The sequence below is a fragment of the Pseudomonas sp. NPDC089401 genome (assembly GCF_044749485.1).
Lineage (GTDB): Bacteria > Pseudomonadota > Gammaproteobacteria > Pseudomonadales > Pseudomonadaceae > Aquipseudomonas.
Genome location: NZ_JBIVIA010000003.1, coordinates 527,562 through 542,598 on the forward strand (window position 1 = coordinate 527,562; position 15,037 = coordinate 542,598).

Consider the following 15,037-nt stretch of genomic DNA (forward strand, 5'->3'; position numbering starts at 1 on the left):
CGCCCCCCCCCCCCCCCGCCCCCCCCCCCCGCGGGGGGGGGGGGGGGCCGCCCCCCCCCCCCCCCCCCCCCCCCCCCCCCCCCCCGCCCCGGTATTTATTTGCGAATGATGTTGTGCTCCGGGCCATACGGGAACCGGGTGATGTTCTCGGCCCCGTGCTCGTTGACGATCAGGATGTCATGCTCGCGGTAGCCCCCTGCCCCCGGCCGCCCTTCGGGCAGCATGATCATCGGCTCGATCGATACCACCATGCCCGGTTCCAGCACCGTGTCGATGTCCTCGCGCAATTCCAGACCGGCTTCGCGCCCGTAGTAGTGGCTCAAGGTGCCGAACGAGTGGCCATAGCCGAAGGTGCGGAACTGCAGCAGGTCATGACGCAGGAAGATCTCGTTCAGTTCGCGGGCGATGTCGCAGCAACGCATGCCCGGGCGTACCAGCTTGAGCCCCGCCTCATGCACCTCGACGTTGGCCTGCCACAGGCGCAGGTACGCATCCGGGCAGTGGTCGAGGAACAGCGTGCGCTCCAGCGCCGTGTAGTACCCGGCGATCATCGGGAAGCAGTTGAGGCTGAGGATCTCGCCCTTGCCGACCTTGCGGCTGGTCACCGGGTTGTGCGCGCCATCGGTGTTGAGCCCGGACTGGAACCAGGTCCAGGTGTCCATCAGTTCGCCGTCGGGGAAGCTGCGGGCAATCTCGCGGACCATCGCCTGGGTGGCATGCAGCGCCACCTCGTACTCCGGCACCTGGTCACGCAATGCTTCGACCACCGCCGCGCCGCCGATATCCGCCACCCGTGCGCCGTGGCGGATCAGCGCCTGCTCCTCGGCCGACTTGATCATGCGCAGGCGCATGCAGGGTGCGCCGATGTCCAGCAGTTCGGCCTTGGGGTAGCAAGCCGCGAGCTTGGCGTGGTTCTGCAGGTTGAGATGGTCGTACTCGACGCCGATACGCGAGGCCAGCGGCAGTGCCTGCTGGATGGCGACGAAGTAGTTGTCGCGCTGCCAGTCGGTGTAGACGATGTTGTCGGTGCCGACGGTGCGACGCCAGGGCTGGCCACCGTCGATGTTGGCACTGATGGTCACCACCTTTTCCTGGGTCACCACCAGGGCGTAGGGGCGGCCGAACGAGCAGTAGAGGAAGTCGCTGTAGTAGTTGACGTTGTGGTACGAAGTGAAGACCGCCGCCTCGATGTCCTGCTCGGCCATGTAGGCGCGCAGGCGGGCATGGCGAGCGGCGTACTCCTGCGCGGAGAAGGTCGGCTTGACCTTGTCGCCGTTGCGGATCTTCAGGGTCTGGGGCATTTGCATGGTCGGTGTTCCTTGTCGTTGTGAGCACGCTTTCAGGCCGGTTGCCTGAGATGCATTGCAGCAGAACGAACGAGGACGCTTTTGTATCTATCCGACCTGGAATTGGCGATATCGCCATTGGGCCGGGGGCTGCTCTGCAGCCCTTTCGCGACACGAGGCCGCTCCTACAGGGCCGCGCCGCATCTGAATGCGGTGATGGCCTGTAGGAGCGGCCTCGTGTCGCGAAAGGGGCGCAAAGCGCCCCCCGCTGCAACCACCGTTACTTCAAATCAAACCTGTCGAGCTCCATGACTTTCTCCCAAGCCGCAACGAAGTCCCTGACGAACTTGTCGTTGCCATCACTGCTGCCATACACCTCGCTCAACGCCCGCAGCTGGGCATGGGAGCCGAACACCAGGTCGACCCGGGTGCCGGTCCACTTCACTTGCCCGGTCTTGCGGTCGCGGCCTTCGAAGGCTTCGTTGTCGGCCGAGGTCGCCTTCCATTCCACGCCCATGTCCAGCAGGTTGCGGAAGAAGTCGTTGCTCAGGGTGCCGGGCTTGTCGGTGAATACGCCGTGCTTGCTGCCACCATGGTTGGCGCCCAGCACGCGCAGGCCGCCGATCAGCACGGTCAGCTCCGGCGCGGTCAAGGTCAGCAGCTGGGCCTTGTCCAGCAGCAGTTTCTCGGCCTTGACGCTATAGCGGGCCTTGCTGAAGTTGCGGAAGCCATCGGCCAGCGGTTCCAGCACGGCGAACGACTCGACGTCGGTCTGCGCCTGGGAGGCATCGACACGCCCCGGGCGGAAGCCCACGCTGACGTTGTGCCCTGCATCCTTGGCGGCCTTCTCGACGGCGGCGGAGCCGGCGAGGACGATCAGGTCGGCCAGGGAGATGTGCTTGCCATTGTTCTTGAAGTCGCCCTGGATCTGCTCCAGCGCCTTGAGCACCTTGTCGGTCCCCTGGTTCGCCGCCCAGTCCTTCTGCGGTGCCAGGCGCAGGCGGCCACCATTGGCCCCGCCGCGCTTGTCGGAACCGCGGAACGTCGACGCTGCGGCCCAGGCGGTGGACACCAGCTCGGCGACGCTCAGGCCCGCAGCCAGCACCTTGGCCTTCAGCGCGGCGATGTCCTGCTCCCCTGCCAGCGGCTGATCGGCCTTGGGCAGCGGGTCTTGCCACAGCAGCTCTTCGTTGGGCATTTCCGGGCCCAGGTAGCGTGCCAGCGGGCCCATGTCGCGGTGGATCAGCTTGTACCAGGCACGGGCGAAGGCATCCGCCAGCTGCTCGGGGTTGTCCTTGAAGCGCCGGGCAATCGGCTCGTAGGCCGGGTCGAAGCGCAGCGCCAGGTCGGAAGTGAGCATCGACGGGGCATGGCGCTTGCCGGCGTCGTGGGCATCGGGCACGGTGCCCGCGCCCTTGCCGTCCTTGGGCCGCCATTGATGGGCGCCGGCCGGGCTCTTGGTCAGTTCCCACTCGAAGTTGAACAGGTTGTTGAGGTATTCGTTGCTCCACTTCGTCGGGGTCGAGGTCCAGATCACTTCCAGGCCGCTGGTGATCGCGTCGCCACCCTTGCCGGTGCCGAACTTGTTGTGCCAGCCCAGGCCCTGCAGCTCCAGGCCCGCCGCTTCCGGCTCGGCGCCGACGTTGTCGGCAGGGCCGGCGCCGTGGGTCTTGCCGAAGGCGTGGCCACCGGCGATCAGGGCCACGGTTTCCTCGTCGTTCATGGCCATGCGGCCGAAGGTTTCACGGATGTCCCTGCCGGAAGCCACCGGGTCGGGGTTGCCTTCGGGGCCTTCCGGGTTCACGTAGATCAGGCCCATCTGCACCGCGGCCAGCGGGTTTTCCAGGTTGCGTTCGGCGCTGAGCTGACGGTTCTGTTCCTCCCCATGCTTGGCCGGCTCGGCCACCAGGTCACCCTGGCCTGGCGGCTGGGCCTTGACCTGGTCTTTGCCGTAGCGGGTATCGCCACCCAGCCAGACTTTTTCCGAACCCCAGTACACGTCTTCATCGGGCTCCCATACATCGGCGCGCCCGCCAGAGAAACCGAAGGTCTTGAAGCCCATGGATTCCAGCGCGACGTTGCCGGTGAGCACGATCAGGTCGGCCCAGGAGATCTTGTTGCCGTACTTCTGCTTGATCGGCCACAGCAGGCGCCGGGCCTTGTCCAGGCTGACGTTGTCGGGCCAGCTGTTGAGCGGGGCGAAGCGCTGCTGGCCGGAGCCGGCGCCGCCGCGGCCGTCACCGATGCGGTAGGTGCCGGCGCTGTGCCAGGCCATGCGGATAAACAGCGGGCCATAGTGGCCGAAGTCGGCCGGCCACCAGTCCTGGGAATCGGTCATCAGGGCGGTCAGGTCTTTTTTCAGGGCCTGGAAATCGAGGCTCTTGAACGCCTTGGCGTAGTCGAAGTCCGGGTCGGGGCTGGACTTGGACGAATGTTGATGGAGAATCCTGAGGTTGAGCTGGTCAGGCCACCAGTCACGGTTGGTGGTGCCGCCACCTGCGGTTTGATGGAACGGGCATTTCGATTCGTTCGACATCTGCTGTTACCTTTTGGGTCGGTTATCCAGATTTCCGGTCTATGCCAGGTGTTCTTTCAGCCGAGCACTGGGCTCATGCCTACCCCTCATCAGGTCAGGTCGGTCTTGTGCCGACACGGGGCTTGCGAAGCTGTCACGCTTGCGGCGACGTGGTCTTGCACGCAGGTGCTGGCACGCCGCCCGCGCGCGGAATTCGCGGGGCCAGGGGAAAGACTAGCCGAGCTTGGGCAGAGGTCTAATAGAGGCAGTATTGATCGGCGATAGGTTGGCTCTTTCAGGCCTCCTGTGCCGGCCCCTTCGCGGGTAAACCCGCTCCCACAGGGGACCGCGATCCCTGTGGGAGCGGGTTTACCCGCGAAGGGGCCGGCACATCCATACAAGGCAACCAGGCCAGCACCGTGCTTCAATACACCGCCAACCCTTCAGCCCCGGAACTCGCCCGCCCATGAACCGCAACGACCTGCGCCGCGTCGACATGAACCTGCTGGTGCTCTTCGAAGCCCTGATGATCGAACGCAACCTGACCCGCGTCGGCGAGAAGCTGTTCATCACCCAGTCCACCGTCAGCGCCGCCCTCGCCCGCCTGCGCGAGCTGTTCGACGACCCGCTGCTGATCCGCAGCGGCCGGGCCATGGAGCCGACGCCACGGGCCATGCAGATCTTCGCCGAACTGGGCCCGGCGATGGACGTGATCTCCTCGGCCATCAGCCGCGCCCGCGAGTTCGACCCGGCCAGCAGTTGCAACCAGTTCCGCCTGGGCCTGTCGGACGATGCCGAATTCGGCCTGTTCCCCGCCCTGCTCCAGGCCCTGCGCGAGGAAGCGCCGGACATCAGCGTGGTGGTGCGGCGGGCCAACTTCCTGCTGATGCCGGGCCTGCTGGCCAGCGGCGAGATCTCGGTGGGGGTGAGCTACACCACCGACCTGCCCGCCACCGCCAAGCGCCGCAAGCTGCGCGACATCGGTGTGCGGGTGCTGCGCGCCGACGACCGCCCCGGCCCGCTGAGCCTCGACGAATACTGCGCCCGGCCCCATGTGATGGTGTCGTTCTCCGGCGACATGAGCGGCAACATCGACCTCGATCTGGCGCGCATCGGTCGCTGTCGCAAGGTAGTGCTGGCGGTGCCGCAGTTCGGCAGCCTGCGTGCCCTGCTGCGCAACACCGAACTGATCGCCACCGTGCCGGACTACGCCGCCTGCGCCCTGGCCGACGACGGCAGCCTGCGCGCCGACCCGGCACCGTTCGAGATCAGCGAGGCCGAGCTGTCGATGGTCTGGAGCGGCGCCCAGGACAACGACCCGGCCGAGCGCTGGCTGCGCGAGCGCATCCTGCAGTTCATGGCCACCCAGTGATGCATCGATCGCGTCGATAACCATCATGAAAGCCATCAAGTTCCGCCCGGGGCCACCCAGGCGGAAGATGACGGCATTCACTGATCGACGAGGCGCCACCCATGAAATCCGCAATGATCGCTGCCCTGCTTGCCCTGTTCGCTGCCCTCGGCGGATGCGCGGCGCCGGCCAGTCATTCGGCAGCCCAAGGCCACTTCTACTCGGCCACGGCCCTTTCCGAGGTGTCGCTGGCACCGGGGCAGCATGTCGCCGTACTGCTCGGGCGCAACAGCGACGCGACGCTGGACTACCTGCAGCGCCACCGTGCTGAAGCGGGCAGCAAGCCTGCCAACGGCAAAGTGCCGGTGGCGACCCTCAATGGCGGCAGCCAGGCCTACGACTGGCTGGCCCGTTCGCTGGCGCAGCAGTTCGCCGACGTGACCTTCTACGACGACCTCGACACCCTGCTGGCCGACCACCCGGATGTGATCGTGCTGCTGGACACCGAGAGCCGGCTGGCCAGTGCCGATATCGAGAGCCGGGTGGTGGCGCGGTTCTTCGATGACCAGCTGACCTACATCGGCCGGGCTGAAGGGCGGGCACACAAGCCGCTGAGCGATGTGGCCAGGGTGGTGGAGGATGAACAGGCGGCGCAGGCCGATGCCTTGCGGGATTTCGATCAATCGTTGCTGGGGCTGCTCAAGGGTAAGGTTTGAGGGCCTCTTCGAGGCGTCGAACCGCCGCGAAGAAGCCGACACCGAACTCACTTCTTGCGCTGCATCCAGGCCGCCCCCAGCCCGCTCAGGCAGATGATGGCAATCCCCAGCAAGCTCGCATCGTCCGGCACCTGCCGGTAGATCACCAACCCGAGCAACCCGGCAAACACGATCTGGCAGTAGCTGAACGGCGCCAGCAACGCCGGCGCGGCATGGCGGAAGGCCTGGGTCAGCAGCAGGTGCGCGCTCATGCCGAAGCCGCCCAGGGCCAGCATCAACAGCGCGTGATCCCAGCGCGGCACCTCCCAGAAGAACGGCACCAGCACGCTCATCACCAGCGTGTTGCACAACCCGGCGTAGAAGTTGCTGGTGGTCGGGCTGTCATAGGCCGACAGGATGCGCGTCAGCAGTTGGTAGAAGCAGAAGCCCAGCGCCGAGCCGAACGGGTACAGGATCGCCGGGGTGAACATCGAGCCGCCCGGGTGCACCACCACCAGCACGCCGATGAAACCCAGCACCACCGCCACCCACTGCCCGGTCGTGACGCGCTCCTTGAGCAACGGCGCCGACAGCGCGGTGACCAGCACCGGGGCCAGGAAGTTGACCGAGGTCGCCTCGGCCAATGGCAGGTACTGCAGGCCGGTGGTGAACAGCAGGCTGGTGCTCAGCAGGCTCAGCGCACGCAGGGTCTGCAGCAGCGGGCGGCGGGTGCGCAGCACGGCGAGGCCTGACTTGGGCAGGAAGATGCCCGCCATCAGCAAGGTGTGCACCACGTAGCGTGCCCACACCACCATGACGATCGGGTACAGCCCACCGAGGAACTTGGACAGGGCGTCGTGGCTGGCGAACAGGAACGTCGCCACCACCACCAGGGCAATGCCACGCAGGGGGTGATTGACTCCGGACAGCGGTGTGCTGGAACTCATGGCGGTCTCGATGGTGGCGCGGCAAAAGGCTGCGCCAAGGGGCAGGTGCGACAGGCGGAATTCTAGAAGAGATACGACGACTTAAGGAAGATCAATTACCCAAGTTCCGTAAGACGTTTCGCTTTCCGTTCGCTGATCGACCACTATTCCCCCTCCCCGCATGGCCCCTGCCTGGCAAAGCGCGCACCATCGGCTACGGACCCTCGACCCCGAACAAGGAGTTTTCATGCAAAGGCTCACCACCCGCAACGGCCTGGACCTGCCCTGCATCGGCCTGGGCACCTGGCCGATGACCGGCGCCGAGTGCACCCGTGCCGTGCACCAGGCCCTGGAGCTGGGCTATCGCCACATCGACACCGCCACCGCCTACAACAACGAGGACGCCGTCGGCCAAGCCCTGCGCGACAGCAGCGTGCCCCGCGAGCAGATCCACCTGACCACCAAGGTCTGGTGGGACCGCCTCGCCCCCGAAGCCCTGCGCCAGTCGCTGGAAGACAGCCTGCGCACCCTGGGCACCGAGCAGGTCGACCTGTTCCATATCCACTGGCCCGGCAAGGACTGGGACCTGGCCCGCAGCATCGAGACCCTGGTAGCCCTGCGCGACGAAGGCAAGGCGCGCAGCATCGGCGTGGCCAACTTTCCGCTCGGCCTGCTGCGCCGGGTGATCGAGGAGCTGGGCGCGCCGTTGTCGGCGATCCAGGTGGAATATCACGTGCTGCTGGGGCAGCAGCCGCTGCTCGACTATGCGCGCCAGCATGACCTGCTGCTCACCGCCTACACCCCGCTGGCCCGTGGGCGTGCGGCCGAACGGCCGGAGATCCAGGCGATTGCGCGCAAGCATGGAGTGTTGCCGAGCCAGGTGGCGTTGAAGTGGTTGCTCGACCAGGATGGCGTGGCGGTGATTCCCAAGGCCAGCAGCCGGGAGAACCAGTTGGCCAACCTGGCGGCGCTTGAGGTGCGGCTGGATGATGAAGACCGGGCGGTGATTGCCGGGTTGCCGAAGGATCAGCGGGTGGTCAGCCCGGACTTTGCTCCGGACTGGAACAGCTGAGAACTGTGCGGGCCCATTCGCGGGTAAACCCGCTCCCACAGGGCCCGCACATTTTTCAGAACTTGCGCCATACCTGTGGGAGCGGGTTTACCCGCGAATGGGCTGCGCAGCAGCCCCCAGGGCCGTCAGCCAGGCACCGCCACCACCTGCATCAAGCGCTCGCTGGCCGGCGCCGGCCGCCCATACAGATACCCCTGGAAGTGCGAGCACCCCTCGGCCCGCAACCGCTGCATCTGCTCCTCCGACTCCACCCCCTCCGCCGTGGTCTTGATCATCAGGCTGTTGGACAGCTCGGTGATCGCGCGGATGATCGACATCGCCTCGCGGCTCTCGCACATGTCGTGCACAAACGACTTGTCGATCTTGATCCGGTCGAACGGGAACGAGCGCAGGTAGCCCAGCGACGAATACCCGGTGCCAAAGTCGTCGAGGGAAATCGACACGCCCAGGTCCTTCAACGCGCGCAAGGTGCGCACGTTCTCCTCGCTGTTGCCGAGCAGCACCGATTCGGTGATTTCCAGCTCCAGGCGCTGCGCCGGCAGGCCCGAATCGGCCAGGGCCAGGGTCACGGTGTGGACCAGGTTGGCGTTCTTGAACTGCACCGGCGACAGGTTCACCGACACGGTCTGCTCGGTGCCCCAGCTGGCCGCCTCCTGGCACGCCAGGTTCAGCGCGCGGGTGCCGAGTTCATGGATCAGCCCGGTCTCCTCGGCGATGGGAATGAAGTCCATCGGCATGACCATGCCGCGGGTCGGGTGCTCCCAGCGCAGCAGCGCCTCGTAGCCGGTCACGCTGCTGGTCAGCTGGTCCACCACCGGCTGGTAGTGCAGCTGCAACTGGCCCAGGTGCAGCGCGGTGCGCAGGTCGGTCTCCACCAGGCGGCGCTGGCGCGCGGCGACATCCAGCTCGACATGGAAGCACTCGTAGCGGTTGCGACCGTTGCGCTTGGCCTCGTACAGGGCCATGTCGGCATAGCTGAGCAATTGCTCGGCGTGGTCGTGGTCGTCCGGGGCAATGGCGATGCCGATGCTCACCCCCACCGAACACTGGTGGCCTTCGATCTGGAACGGCGGGCAGATCGCGGCGATCAGGCGCTGGGCGGTGTTGCAGGCTGCGTCGCGGCTGTCGAGGTGAGTCAGGACCACGGCGAACTCGTCGCCTCCCAGGCGCGCCAAGGTGTCGTGCTCGCGCAGTTCGCGGCGCAGGCGCTTGCCCAGGGCGCGCAGCAGCTTGTCGCCGAAGGCATGGCCCAGCGAGTCGTTGATGTTCTTGAAGTTGTCCAGGTCCAGGCACAGCGCGGCGGTGAGCTTGTCGTGGTCGTCGCCGCGCACCAGGGCCTGCTTGAGGCGCTCGTTGAACAGGGTGCGGTTGGGCAGCCCGGTGAGCGCGTCGTGGTGCGCCATGTGGTGGATCTGCGCATGGGCGGCCAGTTCTTCGGTGGCATCCTCGGCGACGAACAGCACGTAGTCGGCCTGGCCTTCGCAGTGCTGGCTGAGCAAGGCGCGGCTGCGCAGGGTGCGCGGGCCGCAGGCGGTGTCGACGTGGGTTTCGGCGGCAAAGCCCTTGCTGCTGCGGGCGCCGCGGCTGAGCTGGGTTTCCAGGTAGTCGGCGGCGGCGGCCGACAGACACTCGTTCGGTGTGTGGCCGATCATCGGCTTGCCACGCCCGCCGAACAGGCGCTCGGCCTGCTGGTTGGCGAGCAGGATGCGCTGGCTCTGCAGGTCCTGGACGATGACGCTGGCGGGGATGTTGGCGATCACCGAGTCGAGGAACTGCGACAGGTTGCTCATTTCCTGACTGTACTGCTCGGCCAGTTCCTTGGCCTGCAGCAACTCCCGCTCCTGCTGGCGGCGCTCGCTGATGTCGCGAGTGACCTTGGCGAAGCCCACCAGGTGGCCGTTGTCGTCATGCACCGCCTCGATCACCACATGGGCATGGAACGCCGTGCCGTCCTTGCGCAGGCGCGCGCCGACTTCTTCGAAACGTCCGGTACTGCGGGCCTGCTCCAGGTTCTGCTGAGGCAGCCCGGCGGCGCGCTCGGCCTCGCTGTAGAACAACGAGTAGTGCTGGCCGACGATCTCGTCGGCGAGGTAACCCTTGGCCCGCTGGGCGCCTGGGTTCCAGTTGGCGACGATACCGTCGGGGGTGAGCAGGTAGATGGCATAGTCCACCACGCTCTGGATCAACAGCCGGTACATGATGTCGGGGCTTGCGACTAGCGACATGAAAATTACCTGAACCTGCGACGCGCACGAGTAGGAAACCCCGGCCAGGGCGGCCGAGCCTGAAGAAGCAGTGCTGGCATTATGCCGCGCGAGCGCGTTTTGTGAAGTGGTTCACATAATTTTACTGGCACGTCAGTGCAGGGCCGAGCTGACCCGGTAGGTGAGCAGCTGCGGATCGTCGTCGAGCACCACCTGCTGCACCGGGCGTTGCAGGTCGGCCACGGCGGCCCGGCAGAAGGCCACGGCGACCGCGTCCTGGGTATGGCAGCGCAGCAGCCAGTCGCCGGGGCTGGACAGCAGCTGTTCGGCGACGGCGCGGCCGATGCCCTGGCGGCGGTAGCGTTTGAGGATGAACAGGTCGGCCAGCTCCAGTGCCTCGATGCCGGGCAGCTCACAGCCCTCGACCAGCACGAAACCGGCGATGAAGCCGTCCACCAGCACCAGGCTGGCGCTCCAGCCAGGGGACTGCCAGTAGCGTTGCAGGTGCTCTTCGTGGATGTAGAAACGGCCGTCGACCTCGACGTCTTCCTGCTCCCAGTCGGAGGAATCGTAGGCATAGAACTGGTAGAGGTTGCGGATCAGGTTGGCCTGGTCGGGGGTCGTTTGCAGCAGCTCGATGGGGGGCATGGGGTGGCTCGGGAAAAGGGCCATTCTATGGCTTTTGGGGTGGTTTTGATGGCCCTTTCGCGGCGGTTAGACGCCTCGATAAACCCGCTCCCACACTGCGAAAAGGCCGGTCCTGACTAAAACGATACTAGATGTAGGAGTTTTCACCAGATCCGCCTGCCGCCCTCAACACCCCGTTCCTGGGCGCAGGCGATGCGGCCCGCTTAAAGTGCGACTTCCGGCACGGAGGCCAGTCACCGACTGTCAAGGAGCTGTCATGAGCAAGTCCTATTCCTTCCAACTCGCCTACACCATCAGCCCACTCACCGACGCCGATGAGCCGCACGCCGAAAAAGCGCGCCATCACATGCGCACCAAAATGGGCTGGGAGACCATCGAACACCTGCAGACCACCCTGCTCGGCGAGCTCAGCCTGCAGCCGGGCGACATCGATGCCAAGCGCCGCGAAGCCCGCAGCCTGGTGCGCAACGGCATCCGCAAGGCCTTCCGCGAACTCGAGGTGGACAAACGCATCACCTTCGAGAGCAGCCTGTTCGTCAACGGCCTGGCGCCGGCCATGGAACTGAACATCCCCGACTGACGCCAGCGCGCCCCAGGCACCTGCGGCCTGGGGCTCGCCGTTTCATTTTTCCTGCAGCACGTGGCGGCCCTTCACCGCCCGCGGCCCGCGCCAGACCCAGAACAGCAACCCGGGAAACGGCGCATAGACCACGAACACGATCCACAGCATCTTGCGCTCGGCCCGCCGCTCGCTGCCGATGATGTGCCAGATGGCGAAAATCTCCAGCAGGATGACCACGGCTGCGACAATGATCCAGATCGTTCCGATTTCCATGAGCACTCTCCCGTTGGCATGTAAGGGTTTGGGTTACCGCCAACGGTGAGGGTTCATTCGGATTTGCTACCGGTGCAGGGCCTGGGACACTGCGTTGACGAAGACTGCCTGCTCGTCATACAGCGAACTCGGGGTTTCGGCGTTCTTCCAGGTCGACCATTGCACCATCACCAGCTTCTCGGCCGGATTGATCGCGATTGTCTGGCCGTAGATGCCCAGGGCCCAGAAGGTCTGCGCGCTGGTCGCGGTGTGCTTGGGCTCGAGCTTGGCATCCGGGGCCGGCGCGTTGTACCACCACTGGTAGCCGTACTGGCCGTTCGGCGCCGCCGCCGTCACCGAACCCTTGGCCTGGGTCCAGTGGGTGGAGCGGGCGATCCAGTCCTCCGGCAGCAGCTTCTCGCCAGTGGGCAACTGCCCGCCACTCATGACGAACTGGCCAAAGCGGCCCCAGTCGCGCAGGGTGGCGTTGAAACCGTGGCCGCCCATGTCGACCTTGCCCGGCACCAGCGCATGCCAGACGCCGTCCTGCTGCATGCCGTAGCGGCTCCAGACCTGCGATTCGAGGTTCTTGGCCAGGGTCATGCCAGTGGCGTTTTCCAGCACCCGGCCGACCAGCCAGGCGCCGCCGGTGTTGTATGACCAGACTTCGCCGGGCTTCACCCCGGGCTTGCGCTTCACCGACTTCACCAGGTTGAACACGCAGGTATATGGATCCGGCGTGGCTTCACACTGGGTCATGTGGGAGAAGTCGGAATCCTTCGAGGCATAGTTCTCGTCCCAGACCACGCCCGAGGTGTGCTGCAGCAGCTGGTGCAGGGTCACATCCTGCCAGGCGGTGCCCTGGAGTTCCGGTATGTAGCGGGTGATCTTGTCATCCACCGAATGGATCTTGCCCTGCTTGATCGCCACCCCGACCAGCACGCTGACCACGGATTTGGCCACCGAGCGTGAGGTCCACAGGGATTGCGCGGTGTTGCCCTGGGCGTAATGCTCGTAGGCGATCTTGCCGTCCTTGAGAATCAGCAGGCCGGTGACGCTCTGGTTGCGCTGGTAGTCGGCGATCCCCTGCGGCTTGCCGTCCAGGGTGTAGTGCACCTCGGTCAGCGGCTGGGCGGCTTGCGCCAGCGGGAACGGCTTGGCGCCGTGGCTGCTGAACACATCGCCGCCGTACAGGCGGTAGGTGTTGCGGAAACCGACCACACGGGTCGCCTGGTCCCAGCTGAGCATGTCCTTGGCGGCCGGCAGCGTCTTGTCGAAGGGTTGCGGGCAGGTCTTCAGCCCGGCAACGCCACAGGGCCCCTGGTCACCCTCGGCGTGAGCCACGCCGGTCATGGCGGCCACGATGGCCAAGGCGCTCAGGGAAGTTCTTATTGTAGGTAATGCCGGCATGGGGCCGCTCCTCGCAAGGTAGGGAAGTACGCCCCAGCGAGTCTGGCGAGGTTGCCTGGCCTGGAAAAGCACAATAAATTTGCAGCCACTGTTAAAAAAACTAACAAATGCAGGCCTCCCCATGTCGATCGACCGGCTCCCTCCCCTGAACGCCGTGCGCGCCTTCGAAGCCGCCGCCCGCCTGGGCAGCTACGTCGCCGCCGCCCAGGCCCTGCATGTCACCCAGCCCGCCATCGGCCGGCACGTGAAGATCCTCGAGGACTGGCTGGGCGTGCGCCTGCTCGATCGCTCGTCGCGGGGAGTGCGCCTGACCCCGGAGGGCGCCTACTACTACCAGTGCGTGTCGCAAGCCCTGAAGATGCTGGCCCATGCCGACCAGGTGGTCAGCCGCCGCGCCCCGGAGCGCTGGCTGCGCATCCTCTGCGTGCCGGCCTTCGCCTCGCGCTGGCTGACCCCGCGCATCGAAGCGCTGAAGGCCATCCGCCCCGAACTGAAGATCGCCATCGAGCCCAACGCCACCTTCACCAGCGTCGACGCCCGCCAGGCGGACCTGGCCATCGCCTATGGCCTGCCAGGTGAATTGTCCGGCGTGCACGAAGTGCTGATTCGCCCCGAGGTGTTCGCCGTGTGTTCGCCCGCGTTCAGGGCCACGCTGCCGTTGGCGCTGGAGGTCGCCGACCTGCTGCGCTGCAGGCTGATCCACGTCGACAGTGGCGGCTGGTGGAACAGCTGGTTCGCCGCCCAGGGCGTGCGCCAGTGCGTGCAGGCGGACACGTCGCACGTCAGCAACGACATTGTCCTGAACCTGGCCAAGGCCGGCCATGGCATCGCCCTGGCCACCGAGGTACTGGTGGCCAACGAGCTGGCCGAGGGTAGCCTGGTGCGCTGCGTGGCCCGCGGCGTAGCGCTGGAAAGCTACCAGGTGCTCACCCCCACCCAAGCGCCCGGCGAGGATGCCCTGTGGTTCATCGCCTGGCTACGGGAGCAACTGCGCACAGGCTACCCGGACGCTGCCTGGCAAAGCCCGACAGGTGGCGTGCAGACGGCTAAAAATTGCCTATCTTAAAAGTCTCCACCGGACGAAGAGTGGCTTGCCATGGATATCTCTACGCTGTTTGCAGAGTTGCACAGTCTCCCCAGCATTCCCCAGGTCGCCCTGGAACTGGTGCAGCAGTTCGACAACCCCCACGAAAGCCTGGAAAAAGTCGCCCGCAACATCGAACGTGACCCGGTGATCGCCGCCAAGGTGCTGCGCCTGGCCAACTCGGCGCGTTTCAAGGGCGCCCGCGAGTCGTCCAGCATCGAGGACGCGGCCATGCGCCTGGGCATCAACGTGCTGCGCACCCTGGTGCTGGCCTCGGCGGTGACCGGCGCCTTCAAGTCGGCGCCAGGCTTCAACCTCAAGCAGTTCTGGGGCCGCAGCTTCCAGGTCGCCAGCATCAGCCGCCTGCTGGCCCGCCAGGCCCTGCTGGACGGTGAGGTGGCGTTCACCTGCGGGGTGATGCACGACATCGGCGAGCTGCTGATCCAGACCGGCGCACCGGACTATGCCGCACGCATCAAGGGCGCCAGTGGCACCGCCAGCCGCGCGGCCAGCGAAAACCAGCAACTGGGTTTCGGCTACCCGGAGGTCGGCGCGGAGCTGGCCAAGCGCTGGAACCTGCCGCTGACCATCCAGTCGGCCATCCTGTATCAGGCCCAGCCTCACAAAGCTCCGGATGGGCAGCCTTATGCGCGGGTGATTGCCCAGGCGATGGAGATCTTCGATGCGCTGGAGCAGCATGGCGGGCCGACCGGCGAGGCGCGGGACGCGCTGGGGGGGCCGCTGTTCGAAGGCGTCGACCTGGATTTGCTGTTCGAGAAACTGCCGTTCGTGCTGGAGCAGGACAAGGCGTTCGCTGATTTCCTGGCCTGACCGCACCGGCCTCTTCGCGGCGTCGAACCGCCGCGAAGAGGCCCGTCCAGGCAACCTCGATGCCTCGGCACCTGCGCCAGAGCAGCCTGCATCGAAGCTCTCCATGACAGGCTCACCAGCTTACCCGACTTGCCTCTACACGACCTGCAACACGACACGCGCCCACTGGAGATTGTCTTTCCCGCCACCGCCCGCCACACT

The 15,037-nt window shown here is 66.0% G+C and carries 13 protein-coding genes; 6 read left to right on the top strand and 7 right to left on the bottom strand.

All coding sequences use genetic code 11. The features are described from left to right. Positions 1-95: 95 nt before the first annotated feature. Positions 96-1,307 carry a M24 family metallopeptidase gene (locus ACIP21_RS09770; RefSeq protein WP_400686829.1) on the bottom strand — a complete coding sequence of 404 codons (1,212 nt, stop codon included), beginning with the start codon at positions 1,305-1,307 and terminating at the stop codon, positions 96-98. Between the two features lie 259 nt (positions 1,308-1,566). Then, on the bottom strand, positions 1,567-3,822 hold the full coding sequence (gene katG / locus ACIP21_RS09775; protein ID WP_400686831.1) for a catalase/peroxidase HPI: 2,256 nt from the start codon (positions 3,820-3,822) through the stop codon (positions 1,567-1,569). Positions 3,823-4,267: 445 nt separating this feature from the next. On the opposite strand from katG, the gene ACIP21_RS09780 reads away from it, so the two are divergent. Further along, a complete protein-coding gene (locus ACIP21_RS09780; RefSeq protein ID WP_400686833.1) occupies positions 4,268-5,173 on the top strand; it encodes a LysR family transcriptional regulator in 906 nt (301 codons plus the stop codon). A 101-nt stretch (positions 5,174-5,274) separates the two neighbouring features. After that, the gene (locus ACIP21_RS09785) at positions 5,275-5,868 is read left to right on the top strand and encodes an ATPase (RefSeq protein ID WP_400686835.1); all 594 of its coding nucleotides are present in this window, start codon (positions 5,275-5,277) and stop codon (positions 5,866-5,868) included. Between the two features lie 47 nt (positions 5,869-5,915). Here ACIP21_RS09785 and ACIP21_RS09790 read toward each other — a convergent pair whose 3' ends face one another. Further along, on the bottom strand, positions 5,916-6,794 hold the full coding sequence (locus ACIP21_RS09790; RefSeq protein ID WP_400686837.1) for a DMT family transporter: 879 nt from the start codon (positions 6,792-6,794) through the stop codon (positions 5,916-5,918). Positions 6,795-7,020: 226 nt separating this feature from the next. On the opposite strand from ACIP21_RS09790, the gene ACIP21_RS09795 reads away from it, so the two are divergent. Next, positions 7,021-7,845 carry an aldo/keto reductase gene (locus ACIP21_RS09795; RefSeq protein ID WP_400686839.1) on the top strand — a complete coding sequence of 275 codons (825 nt, stop codon included), beginning with the start codon at positions 7,021-7,023 and terminating at the stop codon, positions 7,843-7,845. A 125-nt stretch (positions 7,846-7,970) separates the two neighbouring features. On the opposite strand, the gene ACIP21_RS09800 is transcribed toward ACIP21_RS09795, so the two are convergent. Both ACIP21_RS09800 and ACIP21_RS09805 read right to left on the bottom strand, forming a co-directional pair. After that, positions 7,971-10,070, bottom strand: a complete 2,100-nt coding sequence (locus ACIP21_RS09800; protein WP_400686841.1) for a putative bifunctional diguanylate cyclase/phosphodiesterase — start codon at positions 10,068-10,070, stop codon at positions 7,971-7,973. 132 nt (positions 10,071-10,202) lie between these two features. Next, positions 10,203-10,697: a GNAT family N-acetyltransferase gene (locus ACIP21_RS09805; protein ID WP_400686843.1), complete on the bottom strand. Its 495-nt coding sequence runs from the start codon at positions 10,695-10,697 to the stop codon at positions 10,203-10,205. A gap of 256 nt (positions 10,698-10,953) precedes the next feature. Here ACIP21_RS09805 and ACIP21_RS09810 point away from each other — a divergent pair, with 256 nt between their 5' ends. Then, positions 10,954-11,277 (top strand): hypothetical protein, encoded by a 324-nt coding sequence (locus tag ACIP21_RS09810; protein ID WP_400686844.1) that lies wholly within the window; start codon positions 10,954-10,956, stop codon positions 11,275-11,277. A gap of 42 nt (positions 11,278-11,319) precedes the next feature. On the opposite strand, the gene ACIP21_RS09815 is transcribed toward ACIP21_RS09810, so the two are convergent. Both ACIP21_RS09815 and ACIP21_RS09820 read right to left on the bottom strand, forming a co-directional pair. Beyond that, positions 11,320-11,532, bottom strand: a complete 213-nt coding sequence (locus ACIP21_RS09815) for a hypothetical protein (protein ID WP_400686846.1) — start codon at positions 11,530-11,532, stop codon at positions 11,320-11,322. Positions 11,533-11,598: 66 nt separating this feature from the next. Continuing rightward, on the bottom strand, positions 11,599-12,921 hold the full coding sequence (locus ACIP21_RS09820) for a serine hydrolase domain-containing protein (protein ID WP_400686848.1): 1,323 nt from the start codon (positions 12,919-12,921) through the stop codon (positions 11,599-11,601). A gap of 121 nt (positions 12,922-13,042) precedes the next feature. On the opposite strand from ACIP21_RS09820, the gene ACIP21_RS09825 reads away from it, so the two are divergent. Then, a complete protein-coding gene (locus ACIP21_RS09825; protein ID WP_400686850.1) occupies positions 13,043-13,987 on the top strand; it encodes a LysR substrate-binding domain-containing protein in 945 nt (314 codons plus the stop codon). A gap of 30 nt (positions 13,988-14,017) precedes the next feature. Next, a complete protein-coding gene (locus ACIP21_RS09830; RefSeq protein WP_400686852.1) occupies positions 14,018-14,836 on the top strand; it encodes an HDOD domain-containing protein in 819 nt (272 codons plus the stop codon). Positions 14,837-15,037: the final 201 nt, after the last annotated feature.

Coding starts and splice junctions, on each gene's coding strand:
- ACIP21_RS09770 (WP_400686829.1), bottom strand. CDS start 1,307: ATGCAAATGCCCCAGACCCTGAAGATCCGCAACGGCGACAAGGTCAAG.
- katG (WP_400686831.1), bottom strand. CDS start 3,822: ATGTCGAACGAATCGAAATGCCCGTTCCATCAAACCGCAGGTGGCGGC.
- ACIP21_RS09780 (WP_400686833.1), top strand. CDS start 4,268: ATGAACCGCAACGACCTGCGCCGCGTCGACATGAACCTGCTGGTGCTC.
- ACIP21_RS09785 (WP_400686835.1), top strand. CDS start 5,275: ATGAAATCCGCAATGATCGCTGCCCTGCTTGCCCTGTTCGCTGCCCTC.
- ACIP21_RS09790 (WP_400686837.1), bottom strand. CDS start 6,794: ATGAGTTCCAGCACACCGCTGTCCGGAGTCAATCACCCCCTGCGTGGC.
- ACIP21_RS09795 (WP_400686839.1), top strand. CDS start 7,021: ATGCAAAGGCTCACCACCCGCAACGGCCTGGACCTGCCCTGCATCGGC.
- ACIP21_RS09800 (WP_400686841.1), bottom strand. CDS start 10,070: ATGTCGCTAGTCGCAAGCCCCGACATCATGTACCGGCTGTTGATCCAG.
- ACIP21_RS09805 (WP_400686843.1), bottom strand. CDS start 10,697: ATGCCCCCCATCGAGCTGCTGCAAACGACCCCCGACCAGGCCAACCTG.
- ACIP21_RS09810 (WP_400686844.1), top strand. CDS start 10,954: ATGAGCAAGTCCTATTCCTTCCAACTCGCCTACACCATCAGCCCACTC.
- ACIP21_RS09815 (WP_400686846.1), bottom strand. CDS start 11,532: ATGGAAATCGGAACGATCTGGATCATTGTCGCAGCCGTGGTCATCCTG.
- ACIP21_RS09820 (WP_400686848.1), bottom strand. CDS start 12,921: ATGCCGGCATTACCTACAATAAGAACTTCCCTGAGCGCCTTGGCCATC.
- ACIP21_RS09825 (WP_400686850.1), top strand. CDS start 13,043: ATGTCGATCGACCGGCTCCCTCCCCTGAACGCCGTGCGCGCCTTCGAA.
- ACIP21_RS09830 (WP_400686852.1), top strand. CDS start 14,018: ATGGATATCTCTACGCTGTTTGCAGAGTTGCACAGTCTCCCCAGCATT.